At 61.3% G+C, this 19,246-nt stretch carries 22 protein-coding genes; 1 reads left to right on the top strand and 21 read right to left on the bottom strand.

What is annotated here, in order from left to right; all coding sequences use genetic code 11:
* Positions 1 to 4: 4 nt before the first annotated feature.
* The 17 genes from rpsS to CSV91_RS05285 form a co-directional block, all read right to left on the bottom strand.
* Positions 5 to 265, bottom strand: a complete 261-nt coding sequence (rpsS, locus tag CSV91_RS05205) for a 30S ribosomal protein S19 (protein ID WP_006235035.1) — start codon at positions 263 to 265, stop codon at positions 5 to 7.
* 32 nt (positions 266 to 297) lie between these two features.
* Positions 298 to 1,128 (bottom strand): 50S ribosomal protein L2, encoded by an 831-nt coding sequence (rplB, locus tag CSV91_RS05210; RefSeq protein WP_055250219.1) that lies wholly within the window; start codon positions 1,126 to 1,128, stop codon positions 298 to 300.
* 179 nt (positions 1,129 to 1,307) lie between these two features.
* Positions 1,308 to 1,595, bottom strand: coding sequence for a 50S ribosomal protein L23 (rplW, locus tag CSV91_RS05215; protein WP_006235033.1), 288 nt, complete (start codon positions 1,593 to 1,595; stop codon positions 1,308 to 1,310).
* Entirely contained in the window at positions 1,596 to 2,222 is a 627-nt protein-coding gene (gene rplD / locus CSV91_RS05220; protein ID WP_006235032.1) for a 50S ribosomal protein L4, read from the bottom strand.
* A gap of 46 nt (positions 2,223 to 2,268) precedes the next feature.
* Positions 2,269 to 2,889: a 50S ribosomal protein L3 gene (gene rplC, locus CSV91_RS05225; protein WP_035137484.1), complete on the bottom strand. Its 621-nt coding sequence runs from the start codon at positions 2,887 to 2,889 to the stop codon at positions 2,269 to 2,271.
* Between the two features lie 459 nt (positions 2,890 to 3,348).
* Positions 3,349 to 3,969: a histidine phosphatase family protein gene (locus CSV91_RS05230; protein WP_099432060.1), complete on the bottom strand. Its 621-nt coding sequence runs from the start codon at positions 3,967 to 3,969 to the stop codon at positions 3,349 to 3,351.
* Between the two features lie 39 nt (positions 3,970 to 4,008).
* Positions 4,009 to 5,163 (bottom strand): cation diffusion facilitator family transporter, encoded by a 1,155-nt coding sequence (locus CSV91_RS05235; protein ID WP_232049566.1) that lies wholly within the window; start codon positions 5,161 to 5,163, stop codon positions 4,009 to 4,011.
* Between the two features lie 141 nt (positions 5,164 to 5,304).
* Positions 5,305 to 7,029, bottom strand: a complete 1,725-nt coding sequence (gene accD / locus CSV91_RS05240) for an acetyl-CoA carboxylase, carboxyltransferase subunit beta (RefSeq protein ID WP_099432062.1) — start codon at positions 7,027 to 7,029, stop codon at positions 5,305 to 5,307.
* Entirely contained in the window at positions 7,016 to 8,359 is a 1,344-nt protein-coding gene (locus CSV91_RS05245; RefSeq protein ID WP_099432063.1) for an acetyl-CoA carboxylase biotin carboxylase subunit, read from the bottom strand. Before CSV91_RS05245 ends, accD begins: the two co-directional genes overlap by 14 nt.
* Positions 8,360 to 8,369: 10 nt before the next feature.
* The gene (gene fabZ, locus CSV91_RS05250; protein WP_099432064.1) at positions 8,370 to 8,792 is read right to left on the bottom strand and encodes a 3-hydroxyacyl-ACP dehydratase FabZ; all 423 of its coding nucleotides are present in this window, start codon (positions 8,790 to 8,792) and stop codon (positions 8,370 to 8,372) included.
* A 9-nt stretch (positions 8,793 to 8,801) separates the two neighbouring features.
* A complete protein-coding gene (gene accB, locus CSV91_RS05255; RefSeq protein WP_099432065.1) occupies positions 8,802 to 9,278 on the bottom strand; it encodes an acetyl-CoA carboxylase biotin carboxyl carrier protein in 477 nt (158 codons plus the stop codon).
* A 3-nt stretch (positions 9,279 to 9,281) separates the two neighbouring features.
* Positions 9,282 to 10,529 carry a beta-ketoacyl-ACP synthase II gene (fabF, locus tag CSV91_RS05260; protein WP_099432066.1) on the bottom strand — a complete coding sequence of 416 codons (1,248 nt, stop codon included), beginning with the start codon at positions 10,527 to 10,529 and terminating at the stop codon, positions 9,282 to 9,284.
* Between the two features lie 39 nt (positions 10,530 to 10,568).
* A complete protein-coding gene (gene fabG / locus CSV91_RS05265) occupies positions 10,569 to 11,342 on the bottom strand; it encodes a 3-oxoacyl-[acyl-carrier-protein] reductase (protein ID WP_099432067.1) in 774 nt (257 codons plus the stop codon).
* Positions 11,343 to 11,372: 30 nt separating this feature from the next.
* Complete coding sequence (locus CSV91_RS05270; RefSeq protein WP_099432068.1) at positions 11,373 to 12,299, bottom strand: ACP S-malonyltransferase; 927 nt, start codon at positions 12,297 to 12,299, stop codon at positions 11,373 to 11,375.
* Positions 12,287 to 13,231 (bottom strand): enoyl-[acyl-carrier-protein] reductase FabK, encoded by a 945-nt coding sequence (gene fabK / locus CSV91_RS05275; RefSeq protein WP_099432069.1) that lies wholly within the window; start codon positions 13,229 to 13,231, stop codon positions 12,287 to 12,289. The genes CSV91_RS05270 and fabK overlap by 13 nt, the downstream gene beginning before the upstream one ends.
* A gap of 2 nt (positions 13,232 to 13,233) precedes the next feature.
* Positions 13,234 to 13,470, bottom strand: a complete 237-nt coding sequence (locus CSV91_RS05280) for an acyl carrier protein (RefSeq protein ID WP_006235019.1) — start codon at positions 13,468 to 13,470, stop codon at positions 13,234 to 13,236.
* 52 nt (positions 13,471 to 13,522) lie between these two features.
* Positions 13,523 to 14,482 (bottom strand): 3-oxoacyl-ACP synthase III family protein, encoded by a 960-nt coding sequence (locus CSV91_RS05285; RefSeq protein ID WP_099432070.1) that lies wholly within the window; start codon positions 14,480 to 14,482, stop codon positions 13,523 to 13,525.
* 176 nt (positions 14,483 to 14,658) lie between these two features.
* Between CSV91_RS05285 and CSV91_RS05290 the strand changes: the two genes are divergently transcribed.
* Positions 14,659 to 15,435: a biotin--[acetyl-CoA-carboxylase] ligase gene (locus CSV91_RS05290; RefSeq protein ID WP_157757998.1), complete on the top strand. Its 777-nt coding sequence runs from the start codon at positions 14,659 to 14,661 to the stop codon at positions 15,433 to 15,435.
* A 115-nt stretch (positions 15,436 to 15,550) separates the two neighbouring features.
* Here the strand turns inward: CSV91_RS05290 and rpsJ are convergent, their stop codons facing one another.
* The 4 genes from rpsJ to rpsL all read right to left on the bottom strand — a co-directional run bounded on the left by rpsJ (position 15,551) and on the right by rpsL (position 18,963).
* The gene (gene rpsJ, locus CSV91_RS05295; RefSeq protein ID WP_022094184.1) at positions 15,551 to 15,859 is read right to left on the bottom strand and encodes a 30S ribosomal protein S10; all 309 of its coding nucleotides are present in this window, start codon (positions 15,857 to 15,859) and stop codon (positions 15,551 to 15,553) included.
* A gap of 60 nt (positions 15,860 to 15,919) precedes the next feature.
* The gene (gene fusA, locus CSV91_RS05300) at positions 15,920 to 18,019 is read right to left on the bottom strand and encodes an elongation factor G (RefSeq protein WP_099432072.1); all 2,100 of its coding nucleotides are present in this window, start codon (positions 18,017 to 18,019) and stop codon (positions 15,920 to 15,922) included.
* A 19-nt stretch (positions 18,020 to 18,038) separates the two neighbouring features.
* Positions 18,039 to 18,512 carry a 30S ribosomal protein S7 gene (gene rpsG / locus CSV91_RS05305; RefSeq protein ID WP_006235013.1) on the bottom strand — a complete coding sequence of 158 codons (474 nt, stop codon included), beginning with the start codon at positions 18,510 to 18,512 and terminating at the stop codon, positions 18,039 to 18,041.
* Positions 18,513 to 18,585: 73 nt separating this feature from the next.
* Positions 18,586 to 18,963 (bottom strand): 30S ribosomal protein S12, encoded by a 378-nt coding sequence (gene rpsL / locus CSV91_RS05310; protein ID WP_006235012.1) that lies wholly within the window; start codon positions 18,961 to 18,963, stop codon positions 18,586 to 18,588.
* Between the last annotated feature and the right edge of the window lie 283 nt (positions 18,964 to 19,246).

Genomic DNA, 19,246 nt, shown 5'->3' on the forward strand with positions numbered 1-19,246 from the left:
CCCCCTATTTGGCCTTGTGGCCACGGAACGTACGAGTCGGCGCGAACTCGCCGAGCTTGTGACCAACCATGGACTCGGTAACATACACGGGCACATGCTTGCGGCCGTCGTGGACGGCGATGGTGTGACCAACCATCTCGGGGAAGATGGTGGACGCGCGGGACCAAGTCTTCACGACGTCCTTCTTGCCAGCCTCGTTCATCGCGGTGATACGCGAGAGAAGGCGAGTCTCCACGAACGGGCCCTTTTTGAGACTTCTGCTCATAAGTGCTTTCTCCTAAAACTCGGTATCCGAAATTACTTCTTACGGCGACGAATGATGTGCTGGTTCGAGACCTTCTTCTTCTTGCGCGTACGAAGGCCCTTCGTCGGCTTACCCCAGGGGGTAACAGAGGGACGACCAGAGGTGTGGTTCTTGCCCTCGCCACCGCCGTGCGGGTGGTCGACAGGGTTCATGACGGTACCGCGGACGGTCGGGCGCACGTTCATGTGACGCTTACGGCCGGCCTTGCCGATGACGATGTTAGCGTGATCGGCGTTGCCGACCTCACCGACGGTGGCGCGGCAGGTAACGAGGATGCGGCGCATCTCGGAGGAAGGCATACGGACGATAGCGTACTTGCCCTCCTTACCCATCAGCTGGCAGGAGTTACCGGCGGAACGGGCGATAGCAGCGCCCTTGCCCGGCTGGAACTCGACGGCGTGGATGAGCGTACCGACGGGGATGTCGGCGAGGGGCAGAGCGTTGCCCGGCTTGATGTCGGCGTCAGAACCGGACATGATGGTCTGGCCGACCTCGAGGCCCTTGGGGGCCAGGATGTAGCGCTTCTCACCGTCAGCGTAGTGCAGCAGAGCGATGCGAGCGGAACGGTTCGGATCGTACTCGATCGTGGCAACCTTGGCGGGCACGCCGTCCTTGTTGCGCTTGAAGTCGATCACGCGGTAACGACGCTTCACGCCGCCGCCCTGGTGGCGGGTGGTGATGCGGCCGTTGTTGTTACGACCGGCCTTCTTGGGCAGGGGCTCGAGAAGAGACTTCTCGGGCTTGGTGCAGGTGATCTCGGAGAAATCGGAGATCGTCTGCCAACGCCTACCAGCGGAGGTCGGCTTAAGGTGCTTTACAGCCATTACAATCCCTTTCAATAGGAATCCGTTAGCCATCGCAGACAGGGATTCGAGGTTCTGCCTCGGGTGCGATGACACCGGACGTATACACGGTTCCGGGCGTGTCCATTTTATACGCCCGAAACCTTGAGCTCCCGCCTCCCCTATTTGGGAGGCATGAGCTCACTCAACAGCAGCGAGTCTTAGGCCTGGTTGCCAAAGACCTCGATGGTGTCGCCCTCGGCCAGCGTAACGATGGCCTTCTTCCAAGAACGGGTCTTGCCGGCGACATAGCGCACGCGCTTGGTCTTGGGCTTGACCGTCAGGGTGTTCACGCGAACGACCTTGACGCCGAAGATCTCCTCGACAGCGTCCTTGATCTGATACTTGTTAGCATCCTTGGCGACCTCGAACGTGTACTTGTTCTGCTCCATGCCGGAGAAGGAACGCTCGGACACGATCGGACGGATGATGATCTCGTGGGCGGTCATTTATGCAAGCACCTCCCCGAAGTGAGCGGCGATGTCGGCGGGCATCAGCACAGCGTTGTTGTTGACGAGATCGTAGGTGTTGGCCTCGTCGGCAGTGATGATGAACGTCTTGGGAATGTTGCGGAACGACAGGTAGGCGTTGACGTCCTCATCGCGAACGATGATGGTCAGACGCTTGCCCTCAAGGCCGAGAGCCTTGAGCATGGCGACGGCAGCCTTGGTAGAAGGCTTCTCGAAGCCGTAGTCGTCGACGAGCACGAGCTCGCCATCGGCCAGCTTGGCGGACAGCGCGGAGCGCATAGCCAGCTTGACCTCCTTGTTGTTCATACGCTTAGCGTAGGAACGGGGCTTGGGGGCGAAGACAACGCCACCGTGACGCCACTGGGCAGCACGGATGGAACCCTGGCGGGCACGGCCGGTGCCCTTCTGACGCCAAGGCTTCTTGCCGCCACCGGAAACCTCAGAGCGACCCTTAGCAGACTGGGTGCCCTGACGCCAAGAGGCCATCTGGCACTTGACGATGTGGTGCATAACGTGGATGTTCGGCTCGATGCCGTACACCTCAGCGGCGAGCTCGGCCTCGGCGACCTTCTTGCCCTCGCTGTTCTTTACTTCAAACTTTGCCATTTAAGTGTTCTCCTTGGTATGACGCTGGGCTAAATGGGCTGGGCCCTTAGGCCATACGGATGGCGACGAGACCATTCTTGGCACCCGGGACAGCGCCCTTGACCAAGATGAGGTTCTGCTCGGCATCGATGCGGACAACGGAAAGGTTCTTGACGGTAACGCGCTCGTTACCCATGTGACCGGCCATCTTGACGCCCTTGAGGACGCGCGCAGGATAGGCGCACTGACCGATAGAACCGGGGTGACGCTGGAAGTGAGAACCATGCGTCATAGGACCGCGGCGCTGACCCCAGCGCTTGATGCGACCCTGGAAGCCCTTACCCTTGGAGGTACCGATGACGTCGACCTTCTCGACATCAGCGAAATCAGCGACGGTGACGACCTCGCCGACCTTGTGCTCCTCGCCGTTCTCGACGCGGACCTCACGAAGGAAGCGGACAGGCTCGACGCCAGCCTTGGCGAAGTGACCAGCCATGGGCTTGTTCACGTTCTTGGCCTTGATGTCGCCGAAACCGATCTGGACGGCGTCATAGCCGTCGGTTGCCTGAGTTTTAACCTGCGAGACAGCGCAGGGGCCAGCCTGGATGACCGTGACGGGAACGACGTTGTCGTCCTCGTCCCAAACCTGGGTCATGCCAATCTTGCGGCCGAGAATCATGCTGATCAAGATATGATCCCAACTCTCGCGTGGTCTTGGGACAATGCGTACACCACCGAGCGTACGCCCCTAGAGGACCACTACTTACACGACGTGCTCCCCAGCCTTGTATTTCGCCCGGACTACCTGACAACCCTATTAAGCAGGCATTTTGTCCAGCCAGAATACTCCCCTGGTTTCACACAGCTGTTTAGTATACACGGCTGCGGGCGTATCCATCGAGATTCATATTTCACTCACATTGTTTACGCAGGTAAAGTGCGTGGCACGTTCCCAGTGTGCGGCGGAGGGGGCGGGCCTGAGGCATATTAAGGTTGCTGCTCTACAGTCCTGCTCACGACGGAGAGCACATTAAGTGCTCTCCTGTTCGTGCGGAACTCGCGACAACCTTAATATGCCTCAGGCCCGCCCCCTCCGCCGCACACTGGGAACGCCACGTTGATGTCTGCTAAACCTTGCTCGCTCAGGCTAATGACTTTGCTGGGGATCCACAATTTGCTGCAAGGTGAACTTGCATTGGAGCGTATCGTCCTCTTCTCGTGCATCGTCAAAATCGAAGATCATGATGGCGCAGTTGGGGAGTTTTGTTGGGAGCTCGAAGCCCTCTGGGGCTGTAGCCTTGATGAATTGGCGGCTGGCGCTGCCGTGGCTTACTGCTAGGAGGGTTTCGATGCCATCGGCTCCCATGATATTGGTGAGGGTGCCTACCATGCGCTCCCGCAGGGCATGGCTTCCTTCTCCGCCAAATGGGACCAAATCCTCGCCGGGGTCCCAGACGTCGGTGGGTAGGGCGTCGTGCGGGCCCTCTTCGAAGGTGCCGTAGCTGCGCTCGATGATGCCTTCGCAGGGCTCGACTGCTGTGTCCGGGCCGAGGAGCTCGCATGCGACGAGCTGAGCCGTGTCCATAGCTCGGCCTAAGGGCGAAGAGACCACTTTGTCGGGGACGACGCCGTGGGCTTTGAGCCATGCGGCTGCCATTCCCGCTTGCTTGCGGCCCAGATCGGTCAACGGAGAATCGCAGCGGCCCTGGACGAGCTTTTTAACGTTGAATTCTGTCTGACCGTGGCGGAGTAGATATAGACGCTTCATGCTCTCCCCTTCTGTATAACTTGCTTTGCTGGCACAGCCCTACTCGTGGGTATGGCCTACGTAGTCTTCGTCGATCGTGATCTTGGCAATCGACTTGGGGTATTCGAATTCCACCTTTTTTGCCAACGTACGCTTTAGGTCCTCGGCGCTCATCTGCAGATCCGAGGGGCGCATGCAGTCAAAGATCACGTTGGTGTGCGTAGGACCCGGCACACAGCGTAGGTCGTGGATCGAGAGGCGGCTATCGACCTCTTGAGCCATAGCGTTGATGCGCAGACGCATGCTCGCCACCTTTGGATCGTCGGTCACGATGGGGTCGTAATGGAGCGTGACGATCATGCCGTCTTCGTTCCTAAACGACTGCTCGATGTTATCGAGCGTGTCGTGACTTTCCAGCGGGCTGGCCTCGGCCGCCATCTCGGCGTGCGCACTTGCAAACTTCCTGCCCGGACCGTAATCGTGAACCATAAGGTCGTGGACGCCCAAAACGCCGGGGTAGCTCATGATCTTGTCTCGGATATGTTTGACCAGCTTGGGATCGGGCGCCTGGCCCAAAAGCGGGCTCACCGTATCCTGGATGAGCTCAAAACCACTCCAGCCGATATAGGCGCCAACGGCAAGGCCGACCCATGCGTCAAGATTGATATGCGTCACCTGGGAAACAATCGCGCACGCCAGCACGGCGCCCGTGGCTAGGACATCGTTTTTGGAATCCTGAGCGGTCGCATGCAACGTCTCGGACTCAATGCGGTCACCGAGCTTTTGGTTGAGGGCCGCCATCCACAGCTTTACAACCATCGAAAGTGCCAGGACTGCCACCAGGGCAAGCGAGAACTCGACAGGCTCTGGGTTGACGATACGCTCCACCGAGGACTTCACCAGTTCGATGCCAATAAGCAGCACGAGCGCCGCCACAACCAGACCCGAGAGATACTCGTAGCGGCCATGGCCGTAAGGATGCTCGGGGTCGGCCGGCTTGCCCGCCAGCTTAAAGCCCAGCACGCTCACGATATTCGAGCTGGCATCGGACAGGTTGTTCATGGCATCCGCCACAATCGAAACCGATCCCGACAGCACGCCAATTGCACCCTTCGCAGCGCATAGTGCCACATTGGCGAGAATACACACCATGCCCGTCAACGTTCCCACGCGTGCACGGTCGCCCTGCGCACGACGAACAATCCACTCGACCATCTGCATCCGCCCCCACGGTACTACCTATATATCTATTGCTCAAACGGATTGTAGTGTAGCCACTTTGTCCCCCAGATACAAAAAGGCCGCAACCCACACGAGCCACGACCTTGGAATGTGCCATGCGGGACTGTCCCTTTGTCACATCGTGCGATACCGACCGATTGCGCGGTACTTTTCGTAGCGGAGGTTTGTGAGGGTCGCGTCGTCGAGCTGCCCAAGCGTATCGAAGGCATCAAATGCCGAGGATATGACGGCGCCGGCGATCTCCTCATGCGACAGGCCCCTATCGTCAACAATGCCGTCGATAATGCCGAGCGCCAACAGATCGGGGGCCGTGAGCTTAAGCGCCTCGGCGGCCTCATTCGCGCGCTCGGTATCCTTCCACAGGATCGATGCACAGGCCTCGGGGCTCACGACCGAATAGGCCGAGCTCGAGAGCATCAGGATGCGGTCGGCCACGGACAGCGCCAGCGCGCCACCAGAGCCACCCTCGCCTGTCACCACCGAGACAATCGGCGTCTTAAGGCCGCTCATCTCCATGAGATTCTGGGCAATCGCCTCGCCCTGGCCGCGCTCCTCGGCACCGATGCCGCAAAACGCGCCCGAAGTATCGACCAAGCACAGAACCGGTCGACCAAACTTTTCGGCCTGGCGCATCAGACGACGCGCTTTGCGGTAACCCTCGGGATGCGCCATGCCAAAGTTGCGGCGCATACGCTCTTTGGTCGTGGTGCCGCGCTCGATGGCGATGACCGTTACGGGGCGTCCGTCTTTCCAGCCAATGCCAGCCACCACGGCAGCATCGTCGCCAAAGTAGCGGTCGCCGTGCAGCTCTACGAATCCGTCGAGACCCAACGAGATCATCTCGCCTGCCGTGGCGCGGTTCGCCGAGCGAGTCTGTTTGACGATTTCGAGCGCGCTTTTTGGTGCGGCCGAGCGCTTAAACAAGTGTCCCAGCTTTTTGCCGCGACGACCCGTATGCACGATCTCATGCGGTGCCCCCAGGCCGGGCGCGTGCCCTTCGTGCAGCGCCAGCAGCTCGCCTACCGTGAGCGCAATCTCACCACGCGGAACAACGGCATCGCAAAAGCCGTGCTCCAGCAAAAACTCGGAACGCTGGAATCCCTTGGGCAGACGCTTGTGCATGTTCTGCTCGATCACACGCGGGCCGGCAAATGCCGTCAGGGCATCGGGCTCGGCCAGGATAATGTCGCCCTCCATGGCGAAGCTCGCGGTTACGCCTCCGGTCGTAGGATCGGTGAGCACCGTGATATACAGACCGCCCGCCTCGCTGTGGCGCCTAACCGCCGCAGAAATCTTGGCCATCTGCATAAGCGATGTCACGCCCTCTTGCATGCGCGCACCGCCCGAAACGGTAAAGCCGACAACTGGCAATCCCAGCTCGGTCGCACGCTCAAATGTGCGACAGATCTTCTCGCCCACCACGGAGCCCATCGAGCCCATCATAAAGTTGGCATCCATAAAGAAGAGTGCCGTATCGCAGGCGCGGATTTTGCCCCTGCCGCACACAACGGCATCGCGCTCGCCCGAACGCTCGCCCGCGCTCTTAAGCTTGTCGGCATAGCCGGGAAACGAAAGGAAGTCCTCCGACGCCAGACTGGCATCCCATTCCTCAAACGTGCCCTCGTCAACCGTCATGCGCACGCGCGCGCGACCGCTCACGCGAAAGTGTTTGCCGCAACGAGGGCAGACCTCGAGGTTGTCGTGCAGGCGTGCCTCATCGATCACACGGCGGCACTCCGGGCACTTGATAAACACGTGGCGCGCGGGAAACTCGGCGCACGACTCGGTCATCGGCCCCTCGAGGACGTTGACCGTCTTCGCTTTTCTATTCATCAGCATAGAGATGCCCCATCAGATCGGTGTGGTACATGCCCGACAAGAACTCGTCGTTTGCCAGCACGTCGAGCTGAAGCTCGCTGTTTTCGCTCACGCCCTCAATCACGAGCTCGCCCAGGGCCGAGCGCATCTTGCGAATGGCGCTGTCACGCGTGGGCGCACATACGATGAGCTTGCCGAGCATGGAGTCGTAGTACGGCGGAACTTTCGCTCCGGTAAACATGGCCGAATCCCAGCGCACGCGCGGACCACCCGGCACACGCAACGCGGTGACCGTTCCGCACGACGGCAGAAAGTCCGGCGTTTCGGCATTAATGCGGCACTCCATGGCGTGGTTGCGGACCGGCATATCCTCCTGCTCAAAGGGCAGAGGCTGGCCGGCTGCCACGCGCAGCTGCCACTTGACCAAGTCGGTATCGGTCACAAACTCCGTAACCGGATGCTCCACCTGTAAGCGCGTGTTCATTTCCATAAAGTAGAAATTGCCGTCGTCCGAATACAGGAACTCGATGGTACCGGCTCCTTCGTAGCCGACGGCACGAGCCAGGTCGCGCGCGGCCTTGTGCATGCGCGCGCGAATATCATCGCGTCCGTCGAGGCACGGCGCGGGGCTCTCCTCAATCAGCTTTTGGTTGCGGCGCTGCACCGAGCACTCGCGCTCGCCGAGCGAAAACACATGGCCCTGCTTATCGGCCATAATCTGCACCTCAACGTGGTGCGCCGGCGCGACGAACTTCTCCATGTAGCACTCGCCGTCACCAAAAACGGCCTCACCCTCGGCACGCGCCTCGATGAACGCCTTTGCCGCATCTTCCACGCGTTCGACCTTGCGAATGCCGCGACCGCCACCGCCGGCACGCGCCTTAATGAGCACGGGGCAGCCAATGCGCTCGGCCTCGGCCGTTGCCTCCTCGGGACTTTTGAGCAAATCGCAGCCCGGAACGATGGGCACGCCCGCCGCGGCAGCCGTTCGACGTGCGGCGTCCTTGTCGCCCATGCTGTCGATCACCTCGGCCGAAGGACCGACAAACGCCAAGCCATACTTGTCGCAGTCGCGCACGAAGCTCGCCTTCTCGGAAAAGAAGCCATAGCCGGGATGAATTGCCTTAGCTCCCGACTTTACGGCACAGGTGAGCACAGCATCGTCGTTGAGGTAGCTCTCGGCAAGACGCGGGCCGCCGATGCAATACGCCTCGTCGGCAAGCTGCACGTGCAGCGCGTCCGCATCGGCCGTGGAATAAACGGCGACGGTCTTGATGCCCATATCGCGGCACGCGCGGATAACACGGACCGCGACTTCGCCGCGGTTGGCGATGAGCACTTTGTCGAACATGGAGCCTTCCTTAACTTTCGTGCATGAGTGCAAAAGACATATCGGCGCGGCAGCAAACCTCACCGTTGACGCTCGCGGTGCCCGTCGCAAAGCGGAACGGCCCGCGCGCACGCGTGATGGAGCACACCAGATCCACCGTGTCGCCCGGGCGCACCGGACGCTTAAAGCGCACCTTGTCCAGACTCGTGTAGAACGGCGTCGCGCCGCGCGCCTCCTCATCGCCCATCAGCAACACGCAGCAGTTCTGGGCGAGCATCTCGCACTGAATCACGCCGGGAACGACCGGGTTTCCCGGAAAATGTCCCTGCAAAAAGTACTCGTCGCCCGTAATCGTGATCTTGCCGTGGGCCTCGTCGCCCACCAGCTCGGCTTCGTCGAGCAAAAGCATCGGCTCGCGATGCGGCAACAGCTTCTTGAGCTCTTCTTTGTTCATGGATATCACCTATCCGATCCTCATGAGGCAGCTGCCGAACTCCACGAGGTCGCCGTCGGCCACGCAGATCTCGAGCACCTCGCCATCCGCCTCTGCCGTCACCTCGTTGAGAACCTTCATGGCCTCGATGATGCAGAGGGTCTCGCCGGCCTTGACCTTGGAGCCCACGCGCACAAACGGCTCGTCGCCCGGCGCCGGGGCAGCATAGAAAACGCCGACCATGGGAGCGGTTACCTCGGTGCCCTTGATCTCCGGTGCGGCGGCAGGCGCTTGCGCGGCGGGCTCCGGTGCGGCGGCAGGCATGGCGACAGGAGCCACCGCCGGAGCGGTCACGGCACCCGGCATGGGCATGGGCAAGGCAACCGGCTGTGCGGCGCTCGCACGCTCGAGTTCGACCGCGGTGCCATCGGGCTCCTCAACGCGTACGCGCGTGAGGCCGCGGTCCTCCATAACATCGGCTATCTCGGCAAGTCTTTTGGAATCCATGCTCTAGCTCCTCGCATATCTACGCAGCGCGATGGCAGCGTTGTGGCCGCCAAAGCCCAGGTTGGTCGAAAGCGCCCAGGTAAGGTCGGCGCGAACCGCGCGATTGGGCGTGTAATCAAGATCGCAGGCGGGATCGGGAGTGTGGTAGTTAATGGTCGGAGGTACCACGCCCTGCTCGAGCGCCATGGCACAGGCCATGACCTCGATGGCACCCGTGGCACCGATCATGTGGCCGGTCATCGACTTGGTCGACGAGACGTGCGCGGCGCGTGCCGCGTCCTCGCCGAGCGCACGCTTAATGCCCGCCGTCTCGGACGAATCGTTGAGCCTGGTCGAGGTGCCGTGGGCATTGATGTAGAGACCCTCGGAAGGCTTGACGTCGCCCTCGGCAACCGCCAGCGATATCGCGCGGGCAATGCCGGCAGCCTCGGGATCGGGGCTCGTGATGTGATAGGCATCATCGGTGTTGCCGTAGCCCACGACCTCGGCATAAATGTGCGCACCGCGCGCCTGCGCATGTTCCATGCTCTCGAGTACCAACACGCAGGCGCCCTCGCCCATCACAAAGCCGTCACGGTCTGCATCGAACGGGCGGCAAGCCGTCGCGGGATCGGGGTTGGTGGTCAATGCGCGGCAGGACGTAAAGCCTGCAACGGCGTCGGGGATAATGGCCGCCTCGGCGCCGCCCGCGAGGATCGCGTCGGCATAGCCGTGCTTGATGGCGCGGAACGCCTCGCCCACCGCATGGGCAGACGTCGCGCAAGCGGTCACGACGGGCAGGGTCGGTCCCTTTGCCTTGTGACGGATTGCGATATTGCCCGATGCCATGTTGGGGATCATCATCGCGATCATGTAAGGCGATGCGCGGCGGGGCCCACGGTCGGCAATCGTATGGACGTTGTCGACGAGCGTCTGCATGCCGCCCACGCCCGACCCCACGTAAACGCCCAGGCGCTCGCGATCGATGGCGCCTTCGACATCAAAGCCCGCATCGTGCATTGCCTCGTCCGAAGCCGCCATCGCAAACTGAACGCAGGGGTCCAGATGCTTGGCGTCACGCTTGCCAAAGTACTCGTTGCCGTCAAAGCCCTTGACCTCGGCCGCCACCTTGACGGTAAACGCATCGGTATCGAAGTGCGTGATCGGGCCGATGCCGCACGTGCCGGCACACATGGCCGCCCAGGTGGCAAGCGCGGTGTTGCCGAGCGGCGATACGGCACCGATGCCGGTGATTGCAACTCTCTGTTCCATCATGGTCTCCTCATCCAAGCCGTTCTTCGGCCCTGGTTTCTACATCGCCATTCCACCGTCAATGCGTACGACCTCGCCCGTAATGTAGGCCGCCGCATCGCTCGCCAAAAAGCGCACCACGCCGGCCACTTCCTCGGGACACGCCATGCGCTTAAGGGGAATCTGTTCCTCGGTTGCCGCACGCACCTTCTCCGAGAGCTTTGCCGTCATATCTGTCTCGACAAACCCGGGGGCGACCGCGTTCACTCGTACGCCGCGGGGCGCAAGCTCGCGCGCCACCGCCTTGGTAAGCCCTATCACACCCGCCTTGGAGGCAGCGTAGTTGGCTTGCCCGGCATTGCCCATCAGGCCCACGACCGAGCTCATGTTGACGACGCAGCCGCCGCGCTGGTGCATAAAGGTCTTGGTGAGTGCGCGCGTCATATTGAATGTTCCCTTGAGATTGACATCGAGCACGCGATCGAATGCGTCATCGCCCATGCGCATGAGCAGGCCATCGCGGGTGATGCCGGCGTTGTTGACGAGCACCCAAATGGAGCCAAAGTCGCTCAGGACCGCCTCCACGCATGCGCTGACGGCATCGGGGTCGGCCACATCGCATTGATACGCGCGAGCTGTGGCACCAGCGGCCTCGCAGGCTTCGCACGTCTCGCGCACCGCATCGACGCTGCCGGCATAGACGACGGCGATATCGTAGCCATCCTCCGCCAAACCGATAGCGCAGGCGCGGCCGATACCCCGCGAGCCGCCCGTGACCAGTGCCACGCGACGTGAGTCATTGCGCTCGAGCGCGCCGTTGTTCAAGTTGCCCATGTCATTCCTTTCGGGTTACAGCCCCGTGGACTATGCGAGCTCGTCGGCAATAGCTGCGACCTGCTCGGCCGTTTCGCACGAATACACGCGAACGTCGCTCAGCGTACGCTTGACCAGGCCCGACAGCGTTTTTCCAGGGCCGACCTCAATAAACGTGTCGATGCCCTGATCCTGCAGAGTGTGCAGCGTGTCGACCCAGCGCACGGCATGGCTCACCTGGTTGGCTAAGACATCCGATGCTGCTCGCGGGTCCGCCGGATAGGGCGCCGCCGTCATGTTTGCCATGACCGGAATCAGCAGCGAAGACGGCGCGTGGCCGGCTTGGATATACGTCGCCAGCCCCTCAGTCGCCTCTGCCATATAGGGGCTATGGAATGCACCCGACACCGTGACCTTCATGGCGCGGCCGCCGGCCTCTTTTACTAGGACGTCGAGCTCCTGCAGCGCCTCGGACGCTCCGGCCACAACCGTCTGCTGCGGACTGTTGTAGTTGACCGGCCAGCAGTCCTCGCCGGCCTGTTTTGCCAGGTTCTCGACTTGCGCCGCATCGAGCTTGATGACGGCGCGCATGCCGCCCGGATGGCGCTCGGCAGCCGCGGCCATCAGCGCCGCGCGCTCGCACACGAGCTCAAAGCCCGCTCGCGTACTGAATGCCCCCGCAAAGCTAAGCGCGGCGACCTCGCCCAGCGAGAATCCCGCACAGGCGGCAGGCACCACGCCGCGCTCGCGCAGGGCGACGGCGACAGCTAAGTCGTGCACGAACACGCAAGGCTGCGTGTTCTCGGTCTGCGAGAGCTCCTCCTTGGAGGCGCTCCGGCACTGCTCACTGGTCCCCGGGCGCACCTCGTCGGCAATGGCGAACACCTCGGCGGCCGCCGGCGATGCCTCGATCAGGTCGACGCCCATCGCGGGGTGTTGGGCGCCCTGGCCGGCAAACAGAAACGCTACGCTACCCATGCGCACGCTCCCCTCAGGACGCGCTCGGCGCCATCGACCAGGTCATCGACGATTTCACGTGCGCTTTGGCGCTCGTTGACCATGCCGGCAATCTGTCCACACAAAAACGAGCCCTCTTCGTAATTGCCGTCCTTGGCGGCCTTGCGAAGGGCGCCCGTGCCCATGGCCCCGAGCTCCTCGACACTTACGCCCGCCGCCTCGCTCTTGGCGTAGGCGTTGGTAAAGGGGCTCTTGAGGGCACGCACTGGGTGTCCCGTCGAGCGGCCGGTCGCACGCGTCGAGGTGTCGTTGGCCTTCAGGACCATCTCCTTGTACTGCTCCGATACGGTGCACTCGTCTGCGATCAGAAAGCGCGTTCCCACCTGCACGCCGGCGGCGCCCAGCATAAAGGCGGCCGCCACGCCGCGGCCGTCGGCAATACCGCCGGCAGCCACGACGGGAATGTCGACCGCATCGACGACCTGCGGCACCAGTGCCATCGTCGAGGTCTCGCCAATATGGCCGCCCGATTCGGTGCCCTCGGCAACAACCGCCGTGGCTCCACGACGCTCCACGAGGCGCGCCAGCGCCACCGAGGCAACGACCGGGATGACCTTGATGCCCGCCTCGTTCCACGCCTTCATGTACTTGGTGGGATTGCCGGCACCCGTCACGACGACCGGCACCCGCTCGTCAATAACGACCCGCGCGACCTCGTCGGCAAACGGGCTCATGAGCATGACGTTGACACCAAAGGGCTTATCCGTCCTGGCGCGCAGCTTGTGAATCTGGTCGCGCAGCCAGTTGGCGTCGGCGTTCATGGCCGCGATGATCCCTAAGCCGCCCGCCTCGGACACTGCGGAAGCCAGCGAGGCGTCGGCAATCCAAGCCATACCGCCCTGGAACACGGGCTTTTCGATGCCGAGCAGATCGCAGAGAGGAGTCTTGAGCATCTCTACTTCTCCAATGCCGCCTCGACCGTATCGGCGAACTCGCCGACCGTCTTGGGGTTCTCCTCGGTATCGAGCTGGATGCCAAACTCGTCCTCGACGGCGACGAGGATCTCGACGGTGCCCAGACTGTCGAGACCAATCTCCTCAAGCGTGGACTCGGGCTTCATCTCGACATCGTCAAGGCCGGCGGTCTCGCGGATAACGTCGCAAACGCGCTCGAAGGTCTTCTGATCTGCCATGGTAGTTCTCCTTTGTTTGTGCCCCAGGGGCGTTTTCATTTCCTATGTGTAACTACTTCCAGCGAAGTAGATAGCCACCTACATCCAAGCCGGCGCCAAATCCGACCAGGGCGATGGTGTCGCCCGCGTGCAGCGCGCCGGTATTTGCCAGTCGATCGAGAGCAAGCGGAATGCAGGCGCTCGAGATGTTGCCGGTTTCACGCAACGTTCGGACCACACGGTCGTCCGGCACACCTAAGCGCTTGACCGCCTGGCTCAAGATTCGTTCGTTAGCCTGATGGAATACAAAGTGGTCGATGTCCTCGACCGCGATGCTCGCGTCGCAGACGAGCTTGTTGACCGTGTCGCAGATGGCATTGACGCCGAACTTGAACACACGACGACCGTTCATGGACAGCACGCTTTCGCGGTCCTGCGCCCTCTTATACGGCGAGGAGCCCGCCAATCCGGGGACGCGCAGTGTTTCGACGTCAGGCGACGTCGAAAGCTCAACGGCGAGGGGATTCTCTCCCCCGGCCTCTATGACCGCAGCACCCGCGCCATCGCCAAAGAGCACGCACGTGGCACGGTCGGTCCAATCGAGCGCGCGCGTCATCTGCTCGGCTGCAACGACCAGCACGTGTTTGGCGCGAGCTCGGGCGATATAGCCCTCGGCGACATCGAGCGCAAATACGAAGCCGGCACAGGCCGCCGAAACGTCGAAAGCTGGACATGTGGCACCCAGGCGCTCAGCAATGGCGCACGCTTCGGCAGGAACGAGATGATCGCCCGTCGTCGTCGAACAGACGATAAGATCCAGCTGGCTCGCATCGATTCCGGACGTCTGGAGCGCTTGCTCGCTCGCAGCCACGGCAAGGTCGTCGAGCGACTCGATGGTGCACACATGGCGGCTCTTGATCCCCGTGCGGGTAAAAATCCACTCATCCGAGGTGTCCAGGAACTCGGACAGCTCGTCATTGGAAACACTGCGCTTGGGAAGCGCCGAGCCTGTTCCAAGAATCGTAAAACCCATCACTAACCTCCTTTGAGTTGTTGACGTGTTTACATCGACCAAGAGAGGATAGCGCATTCTTCGCCTTGTTGACGTGTTAACATTAAATTGCCCAAATGCGACAAAGGCTTCACATTGTGTCTGTCTCACGACACCATTGCGTTATTCACTTATTCATTAAGGAGGTAGCAGCCGCTATGGATGCTCAATTAACGATAGTCGACGTAACCGGATCGACCAACGATGACCTGCTCGAGGCAGGAAAACAGGGCGCGCCGCACGGCACGGGACTTGCCGCCCGGGCTCAGACAGCAGGACGTGGCCGGCGCGGCCACAAGTGGGATTCAACCGCCGGCAACCTATTGCTTTCGATTGTCCTGCGTCCACGTGTTGATCCCGCCAAGTACTCTGGTCTTGCCGCCGTCAGCGGCCTAGCGGTGCTCGAGGCGCTCGAAAAGCAGGGTCTTGCTAACGAGATCGGACTCAAATGGCCCAACGACCTCGTCGCGCGAGGGCACAAGCTCGGCGGCATTCTGGTCGAAGCCGCACGCGATAACGAAGGCAAACCTTTCGCCGTCTGCGGCATTGGCGTCAACGTAAACTACACGCCCCATGAGATGCCCGATGGCGGTCTGGCAGCAATTGGCCTCTCAGACCTCAACGAGAATGTTCCCGCCGTCGATGTGCTACTCAAGGAGGTCCATCACGCGGTCGTGAACGCCGTAGGCACATGGGCAAATCTGCTCAACGCCATGGAAGAAGACGCCGGTCCGATCGCACCCGCCCACGATGATTATGTCGCTCATCTCAATTGGATTGGGGAGCACGTTATCGCCCGTTCCCCTGCCGGTGACGAGCTGGCGCGTGGCATCTTTCAAACGGTCGATGCCTTTGGTCGCGCGTGTATCGAAACGGAAGACGGCTTGCGTTCCTTCCATTTTGAAGAGGCATCGCTGCGCCCATTGAGCGAATAGAGCGCCGCAGCCACCTACTCTGCAGCATTACCCGGCAGTCCAAACCATCATTCAAAACAAAAGAGCCCCGCTACCGTAACGGCAGCGGGGCTCTGTAAGCTATGAGCGCTATCGCTTAGAGCTTGATGTCGATGTCGACGCCAGCGGGGAGGTCGAGACGCATAAGCGAATCAACGGTGCCCGAGGTGGGGTCGAGGATGTCGATGAGGCGCTTGTGGGTGCGCATCTCGAACTGCTCACGGGAGTCCTTGTTCACGTGCGGCGAGCGGATAACCGTGTACAGGTTGCGCTCGGTGGGCAGGGGGACAGGACCGGAAACGCGAGCACCGGTCTTCTGAGCGGTCTCGACGATGAGCTTCGCGGACTGATCGACGACCTCGTGATCATAGCCCTTGAGGCGAATGCGGATCTTCTGGGTAGCCAACTTAAACCTCCAAAGAGTGCGAGAGATGTTCTCGCGGATTACGTAACAGGGAGCTCGAACTTAGGCGTTCTTGCTCATGACCTCGTCCACGATGGACTTGGGCGCGGGCTCATAAGAGTCGAACTGCATCGTGTAGGATGCACGGCCCTGGGTCTGGGAGCGAAGGTCGGTAGCGTAACCGAACATCTCGCCCAGCGGCACCTTGGCACGGATGAGCTTGCTGTTCTTGCGATCCTCCATGCCCTCGATCTTGCCGCGGCGACCGGAGAGGTTGCCCATAACGTCGCCCATGTACTGCTCGGGGGTCTCGACCTCGACAGCCATGATCGGCTCGAGCAACTGCGGATCGGACTTCTTGAGGGCGTCCTTGATAGCCATGGAACCGGCGATCTTGAAGGCGGCCTCGGAGGAGTCGACCTCGTGGTAAGAACCGTCGAACAGGGTGACCTTAACGTCGAGGACCGGGAAGCCGGCGATAACACCGGTGTTCAGGGCCTCCTGGATGCCCTTGTCGATGGACGGGATGTACTCCTTGGGCACGACGCCGCCGACGATAGCGTTGACGAACTCGTAGCCGAAGCCCTCCTCCATCTTCTCGAGCTTGATGACGGCGTGGCCGTACTGACCGCGACCACCGGACTGACGGACGAACTTGCCCTCAGCCTTCTCGACGTCGTGACCAGCGGTCTCGCGGTAGGCAACCTGGGGCTTACCAACGTTAGCGTCAACCTTGAACTCACGGAGCAGACGGTCAACGATGATCTCGAGGTGCAGCTCGCCCATGCCGGCGATGATGGTCTGGCCGGTCTCGTGGTTGGTGGACACCTTGAAGGTCGGGTCCTCCTCGGCGAGCTTGGTCAGAGCCAGAGACATCTTGTCCTGCTCGGCCTTGGTCTTGGGCTCGATGGCAACGTCGATAACGGGGTTAGCGAACTCGATCTTCTCGAGGACGATCTCCTTGCCCTCGGTGCACAGGGTGTCACCGGTGGTGGAGTTCTTGAAGCCGACGCAAGCGACGATGTCGCCGGCGGCAGCGTCGTCGCGGTCGATACGCTCGGCGGCGTTCATTTCGAGGATGCGGCCGAGGCGCTCGCGCTGACCGTTGGAAGCGTTGACCACGTAGGAGCCGGACTCGGCACGACCGGAGTAAACGCGGACGTAGGTAAGCTTACCGACGAACGGGTCGGTCATGATCTTGAAGACCAGGCCGGAGAAGGGCTCGTCGAAGGAAGGATGACGCTGGATCTCCTCGCCGGTGTCCGGATCGGTACCGGTGACGGCCTCGACGTCGAGCGGGCTGGGCAGGTAGTCGACGACAGCGTCGAGCAGCTCCTGAACGCCCTTGTTCTTGTAGGCGGAGCCCACGAAGACGAGGTTGAGCTCGTTGGCAAGAACGCCCTTGCGCAGAGCAGCCTTGAGCTCCTCGACGGTGAAGTCCTCCTCCATGAGGATCTTCTCCATGAGCTCGTCGTCAAAGCTGGCAGCAGCGTCGAGGAGCTCCTCGCGCTTGGTGGCAGCGATGTCGGCGAACTCAGCCGGGATCTCGTCCATCGGCTCGGGGTAGGTCATGCCCTTCTCGTCGGCCTTGAAGTCCCATGCAGTCATGGTGACCAGGTCGATGACGCCCCAGAAGTTGTCCTCGGCGCCCATCGGGACCTGGGCGGCCACGGCGTTAGCGTCGAGACGATCCTTCATGGTCTCGATAGCGTTGAAGAAGTCAGCGCCCACGCGGTCATACTTGTTGATGAAGGCGATGCGGGGGACGTTGAAGGTAGAAGCCTGACGCCAAACGGTCTCAGACTGGGGCTGAACGCCGGCAACGGCGTCGAAGACGGCGACAGCGCCATCGAGGACGCGCAGGCAGCGCTCGACCTCGGCGGTGAAGTCAACGTGGCCCGGGGTGTCGATGATCTGGATGCGGTAGTCGGTACCGTCCTTCTTCCAGAAGCACGTGGTAGCAGCGGAGGTAATGGTTACGCCGCGCTCCTGCTCCTGAACCATCCAGTCCATGGTGGCAGCGCCCTCATGGACCTCACCGATCTTGTGGGTCTTACCGGTGTAGTAAAGAATACGCTCGGTCGTGGTGGTCTTACCGGCATCGATGTGAGCCATGATGCCGATGTTACGGGTATCGGAAAGCTTGTACTTAGGCTTAGCCATGTTAGTTCCTTACCTTAACTTACCAACGATAGTGAGAGAACGCGCGGTTGGCCTCGGCCATCTTGAAGACGTCCTCACGCTTCTTGACGGAAGCGCCAAGACCGTTGGAGGCGTCGAGGATCTCGTTAGCGAGACGCTCGGCCATGGTCTTCTCCTTGCGAGCGCGGGAGAAGTTGACGATCCAGCGGATGCCCAGAGCGGTGGAACGACGGGAGTTGACCTCCATCGGGACCTGATAGGTAGCGCCACCGACACGCTTGGGCTTAACCTCGAGCGTGGGCTTGACGTTGTCCATAGCCTTCTTGAAGGTAGCGAGAGCGTCGCCACCCTCGGACTTCTCGGCAACGATCTCGAAAGCGGTGTAAACGATGCGCTCAGCGGTGGCCTTCTTGCCGTCAAGAAGGACCTTGTTGATGAGCTGAGTCACCAGGCGGTTGTTGTAAACGGCGTCAGGCTGAACCTCACGACGATTAGCTGCTGCACGACGCGGCATGTGAAATCTCCTTAAGTGTCTACCGTGCGGCGCTTAGGCGGCACACGGCGAAAGTATCAAAACGTTATCTGGCTTATTTAGCCTTGGGGCGCTTAGCACCGTACTTAGAACGGGCCTGCATACGGTTCTGGACCGGAGCAGCGTCGTAGGCGCCACGGATGACGTGATAACGGACACCAGGGAGGTCACGGACACGACCGCCGCGGACGAGCACGATGGAGTGCTCCTGCAGGTTGTGGCCCTCACCCGGGATGTAAGCAGTAACTTCGATGCCGTTGACGAGGCGAACACGGGCAACCTTACGAAGAGCCGAGTTCGGCTTCTTGGGGCTCGTGGTGAAGACGCGGGTGCACACGCCGCGCTTCTGGGAGTTGTGCTGCAGAGCAGCGTTCTTGGACTTCTTGGGCACGGAACGACGGCCCTGGCGAACCAGCTGGTTAATAGTAGGCAAAGCGTACTCCTTCTCGAATGATTCCAGCTTTCTGTAAAGTGCAACGGCTTGAATCGAGGGGTCAGCATCCCCCTACGAAACACGCAGTTCGATAGGATACGTGGCGTTAGCTGTGCCGTCAACAGACCACGCCGCCGGGCGTATCCCAAAATTGGCACATTTCCGCAAAGCCTACACAAAAGGAATCCCCTCCTGTGCGCGGGGGGGGGCGGATTCCCGGGCCGGGCGGCGCAGGGGTTAAGTTTGCTGCTCTACAGTCCTGGCTCGCACGGAGGCCACATTA

Source organism: Collinsella aerofaciens, assembly GCF_002736145.1.
Taxonomy (GTDB): domain Bacteria; phylum Actinomycetota; class Coriobacteriia; order Coriobacteriales; family Coriobacteriaceae; genus Collinsella; species Collinsella aerofaciens_A.

What these genes read in the sequence shown, in the direction of transcription:
- rpsS (WP_006235035.1), bottom strand. Translation starts at nt 265, where the DNA reads ATGAGCAGAAGTCTCAAAAAGGGCCCGTTCGTGGAGACTCGCCTTCTC.
- rplB (WP_055250219.1), bottom strand. Translation starts at nt 1,128, where the DNA reads ATGGCTGTAAAGCACCTTAAGCCGACCTCCGCTGGTAGGCGTTGGCAG.
- rplW (WP_006235033.1), bottom strand. Translation starts at nt 1,595, where the DNA reads ATGACCGCCCACGAGATCATCATCCGTCCGATCGTGTCCGAGCGTTCC.
- rplD (WP_006235032.1), bottom strand. Translation starts at nt 2,222, where the DNA reads ATGGCAAAGTTTGAAGTAAAGAACAGCGAGGGCAAGAAGGTCGCCGAG.
- CSV91_RS05230 (WP_099432060.1), bottom strand. Translation starts at nt 3,969, where the DNA reads ATGAAGCGTCTATATCTACTCCGCCACGGTCAGACAGAATTCAACGTT.
- CSV91_RS05235 (WP_232049566.1), bottom strand. Translation starts at nt 5,163, where the DNA reads ATGGTCGAGTGGATTGTTCGTCGTGCGCAGGGCGACCGTGCACGCGTG.
- accD (WP_099432062.1), bottom strand. Translation starts at nt 7,029, where the DNA reads ATGCTGATGAATAGAAAAGCGAAGACGGTCAACGTCCTCGAGGGGCCG.
- CSV91_RS05245 (WP_099432063.1), bottom strand. Translation starts at nt 8,359, where the DNA reads ATGTTCGACAAAGTGCTCATCGCCAACCGCGGCGAAGTCGCGGTCCGT.
- fabZ (WP_099432064.1), bottom strand. Translation starts at nt 8,792, where the DNA reads ATGAACAAAGAAGAGCTCAAGAAGCTGTTGCCGCATCGCGAGCCGATG.
- accB (WP_099432065.1), bottom strand. Translation starts at nt 9,278, where the DNA reads ATGGATTCCAAAAGACTTGCCGAGATAGCCGATGTTATGGAGGACCGC.
- fabF (WP_099432066.1), bottom strand. Translation starts at nt 10,529, where the DNA reads ATGGAACAGAGAGTTGCAATCACCGGCATCGGTGCCGTATCGCCGCTC.
- fabG (WP_099432067.1), bottom strand. Translation starts at nt 11,342, where the DNA reads ATGGGCAACTTGAACAACGGCGCGCTCGAGCGCAATGACTCACGTCGC.
- CSV91_RS05270 (WP_099432068.1), bottom strand. Translation starts at nt 12,299, where the DNA reads ATGGGTAGCGTAGCGTTTCTGTTTGCCGGCCAGGGCGCCCAACACCCC.
- fabK (WP_099432069.1), bottom strand. Translation starts at nt 13,231, where the DNA reads ATGCTCAAGACTCCTCTCTGCGATCTGCTCGGCATCGAAAAGCCCGTG.
- CSV91_RS05280 (WP_006235019.1), bottom strand. Translation starts at nt 13,470, where the DNA reads ATGGCAGATCAGAAGACCTTCGAGCGCGTTTGCGACGTTATCCGCGAG.
- CSV91_RS05285 (WP_099432070.1), bottom strand. Translation starts at nt 14,482, where the DNA reads ATGGGTTTTACGATTCTTGGAACAGGCTCGGCGCTTCCCAAGCGCAGT.
- CSV91_RS05290 (WP_157757998.1), top strand. Translation starts at nt 14,659, where the DNA reads ATGGATGCTCAATTAACGATAGTCGACGTAACCGGATCGACCAACGAT.
- fusA (WP_099432072.1), bottom strand. Translation starts at nt 18,019, where the DNA reads ATGGCTAAGCCTAAGTACAAGCTTTCCGATACCCGTAACATCGGCATC.
- rpsG (WP_006235013.1), bottom strand. Translation starts at nt 18,512, where the DNA reads ATGCCGCGTCGTGCAGCAGCTAATCGTCGTGAGGTTCAGCCTGACGCC.